Annotated in this window: 4 protein-coding genes; 2 read left to right on the forward strand and 2 right to left on the reverse strand. The window is 70.4% G+C overall.

What is annotated here, in order from left to right; all coding sequences use genetic code 11:
* Positions 1 to 892 (reverse strand): hypothetical protein (locus ACIKT0_RS14910; RefSeq protein ID WP_407106100.1); only part of this gene is annotated, 892 nt, incomplete at its 3' end.
* Between the two features lie 188 nt (positions 893 to 1,080).
* A complete protein-coding gene (queF, locus tag ACIKT0_RS14915) occupies positions 1,081 to 1,527 on the reverse strand; it encodes a preQ(1) synthase (RefSeq protein WP_183394195.1) in 447 nt (148 codons plus the stop codon).
* A 167-nt stretch (positions 1,528 to 1,694) separates the two neighbouring features.
* On the opposite strand from queF, the gene eno reads away from it, so the two are divergent.
* Both eno and recO read left to right on the forward strand, forming a co-directional pair.
* Entirely contained in the window at positions 1,695 to 2,978 is a 1,284-nt protein-coding gene (gene eno, locus ACIKT0_RS14920; RefSeq protein WP_407106101.1) for a phosphopyruvate hydratase, read from the forward strand.
* A 60-nt stretch (positions 2,979 to 3,038) separates the two neighbouring features.
* A partial coding sequence (gene recO, locus ACIKT0_RS14925) for a DNA repair protein RecO (protein ID WP_407106102.1) occupies positions 3,039 to 3,678 on the forward strand: 640 nt, incomplete at its 3' end.

A 3,678-nucleotide genomic window follows, 5' to 3' on the forward strand; every position in this document is an offset into this window, starting at 1 on the left:
CCGCCTTGGTCAGCCGCAGCGGCGCGCGCGCGAACTCCGCGTAGTGCTCGCCGACGGAGCGCCGGCCGAGCCCCAGATAGGCCTGTGACGGGCCGGGCAGTCCCTCGATCAGCGGGCGATCCGCGAAGGCGAGCCCGTCGAGCCGCCGGAAGAAGCTGGCGTCGCCGAGGAACTGGGCGTCTTCCTGCCGGGTCACGTCACGGAACAGCTCTCCGCTCGTGGCCTCTCCCTCGGCGAGGCGATCGAGCGTGCGCTCCTCCGTCAGCGTAAGACCCCGCACAGGATCCGGCAGCTCCGCGAGCAGCCGCCTCAGCGCCGGCCCGAGATGCGGCAGCGCTTCGACGTCGCGCTCGGCGAGCCGCGCGAGCGCATGCGGGGTCGGAGAGGTGAATGCGCCCCACGCCTCGCCGGCGAGCGCGAGCTGCTCCTCCGTCACCGGCTGAGCGGAGCCCGCGAGGCGGCGCATGGCGTCGGCCGGCTGCCGGCCGAGATAGTCGTCCGCCTGCACGAGATAGAGCCCATCGAGCCGCCGCTCGGACCGGAAGAAATCGAGGATCTGCAGGAGCTGCAGCTGGTCGTAGAGGTCGTGCTCCAGCCAGATCTCGATCCGCCCGAAACAGGCGTGACGGCGAACGGTCGCGTCGCGTTCGCGGAACTCCGCGCCCACCTCGTCCGACGAGAGCCCCAGGTCGGCCGCGATGAAGGCGGCGCGGATCGCGGACAGCCGCTCCAGGCCGCTGATCGCCGGCACCGGGCCGTCATGCAGAACGTCCCGCCATGGAAGAATCGAGCGGGCGATCCCGGCCTCCTCGAGCCGCGCGGCCGCACTGTCGCCATTGGTGATGACGAGCGTGTCGGTCCGGCTGGCGCCGTCAGTCTTCTGGGCCTTCATGGGGCAGTCTCCCGGCGGCGGATCTGGTGTCCGGCGGCCGCGAATCTTTCTGCTTCGTGGGGCGTTTCCGGGGCGGCGCGCTCACGAATCCGGGGGCTCAAGCGCTTCTCGGCGCGAGGCGCCGTTCGGCCCGGCGCCGCGACGGATTCGGGTCCCCGAAAGCCGCATTTGCGCCGCTTCCGTGAACTTCACCCGCGACCGCGGTACGGCGGGACGCCCTGGTCGGGAATCCACAGACCCGCCGGAGCGGGACCCGTCTGCCAGAACACGTCGATCGGAATGCCGCCGCGCGGATACCAGTACCCGCCGATCCGCAGCCAGCGCGGCGCGATCGCGGCGACGAGCCGCTTGCCGATCGCCACCGTGCAGTCCTCATGGAAGGCCCCGTGGTTCCGGAACGCGCCGAGGAACAGCTTCAGCGCCTTCGATTCGACGAGCCAGTCGCCCGGCACATAGTCGATCACCAGATGCGCGAAGTCCGGCTGTCCCGTCACGGGGCAGAGCGAGGTGAACTCCGGCGCGACGAAGCGGGTGACGTAGTCCGTGTCGGCGTGCGGGTTCGGCACCCGGTCGAGCTGGGCTTCGTCGGGCGATGTCGGCAGCGGCGTCTGCTTGCCGAGCTGAAGATCGGTCATCTGCGTTCCCGGGAGTGTCATTCGGCGCAAGCCGCCTGTCCGGGGGTCCGGAGAAGGCGGCGTCTACGACGGATGTAGCGTCGCAGCCGGCGTTCCGCGACTTTCACGTGTCGCATGGTTCCTTTAGAGGTGCGGTGCCGTCCACCCGAACCCGGAGCCCTGCGCCCATGACCGCCATCGTCGACATCGTCGCCCGCGAAATCCTGGACAGCCGCGGCAACCCGACCGTCGAGGTGGACGTCACGCTCGAGGACGGCTCGCTCGGCCGCGCCGCGGTTCCCTCCGGCGCCTCGACCGGCGCGCATGAGGCCGTGGAGCTGCGCGACGGCGACAAGAAGCGCTATGGCGGCAAGGGCGTGACCAAGGCGGTCGACGCGGTCAATGGCGAGATCTTCGACGCGATCGGCGGCTTCGACGCCGAGGAGCAGGTCCAGATCGACGAGACGCTGATCGCGCTCGACGGCACGCCGAACAAGGAGCGTCTCGGCGCCAACGCCATCCTGGGCGTGTCGCTGGCGGTCGCCAAGGCGGCGGCGGCGGCGAGCGCGGCGCCGCTCTATCGCTATGTCGGCGGGACCTCGGCGCGCGTGCTGCCCGTGCCGATGATGAACATCGTCAATGGCGGGGCGCACGCCGACAATCCTATCGACTTCCAGGAATTCATGATCATGCCGGTCGGCGCGGAGAGCTTCTCCGAGGCGCTGAGGACCGGCGCCGAGATCTTCCACGTGCTGAAGAAGCAGCTCAAGGACGCCGGCCACAACACCAATGTGGGCGACGAGGGCGGCTTCGCGCCGAACCTTAAGTCGGCCGAGGAGGCGCTCGGCTTCGTCATGAAGGCGATCGAGACGGCCGGCTACAGGCCGGGCGAGGACGTCTTCCTGGCGCTCGACTGCGCCTCGACCGAGTTCTTCAAGGGCGGCAAGTACGTCTACGAGGGGGAGGGCGCGACGCGCGACCCGCAGGCGCAGGCGCGCTACCTCGCCGACCTCGTCTCCAAGTACCCGATCGCCTCGATCGAGGACGGCATGGCGGAGGACGACTGGGAGGGCTGGAAGGCCGTCACCGAGCTCTGCGGGAGCAAGACCCAGCTCGTCGGCGACGACCTGTTCGTCACGAACGTGGCGCGGCTTTCGGACGGCATCCGGCAGGGGGTCGCCAATTCGATCCTGGTCAAGGTCAACCAGATCGGCTCGCTCACCGAAACGCTCGCCGCGGTCGATATGGCCCACCGCGCCGGCTACACGGCGGTGATGAGCCACCGCTCGGGCGAGACCGAGGACTCCACCATCGCGGACCTCGCCGTCGCGACCAATTGCGGGCAGATCAAGACCGGCTCGCTCGCCCGCTCCGACCGGGTCGCCAAGTACAACCAGCTGCTGAGGATCGAGCAGGAGCTCGGCGTGACCGCGAGATACGCCGGCAGGGCGGCCCTGAAGGCGCTGGCCTGAGGCGCCGCCGGTCTTCTCCGCGACATAGACGCCGCCGGGCGCCGGCGCCATCTTGGCTCCATGCAGTGGACTGACGACGGCCTGATCCTCGGCGTGCGGCGGCACGGCGAGACCTCCGTGGTGCTGGAGCTCTTCACCCGCGCGCACGGTCGGCATCTGGGGCTGGTGAGAGGAGGCCGCTCGCGCGAACAGCGCCCGACGCTCCAGCCCGGAAACACCGTGCGGGCGACGTGGCGGGCGCGACTCGAGGACAATCTCGGCGCTCTCGTGGTCGAGCCGCTGTCTGCGCGAGCCGGGCGGCTGATGGAGCGAGCCGACGCCCTGCACGGCGTCGGGCACCTCGGCGGGCTCCTGCGCCTCATTCCCGAGCGCGACCCGCACGAGGCGCTGTACGAAGCGGCGGAGGTGGTGGCCGATCATCTGGACGACCCGACCAGCGCGCCGGCCCTTCTGGTCCGGCTGGAGCTCGCGGTGCTCAGCGAGCTCGGCTTCGGCCTCGACCTCTCCTGCTGCGCCGCGACCGGCGGCGTCGAGGACCTGATCTATGTCTCACCAAAGTCCGGCCGCGCCGTCGGCCGCGAGGCGGGCGCGCCCTATGCGGAGAAGCTGTTCGCGCTGCCGCCCTTCCTGGTGGCCGGCGGCGCGAACGTCCACACGGTATGGTGGACCGGCGCCATGTTGCCCGTGATGGTCGAGGGAT

This window comes from Hansschlegelia beijingensis, from assembly GCF_045505405.1.
Lineage (GTDB): Bacteria > Pseudomonadota > Alphaproteobacteria > Rhizobiales > Methylopilaceae > Methylopila > Methylopila beijingensis_A.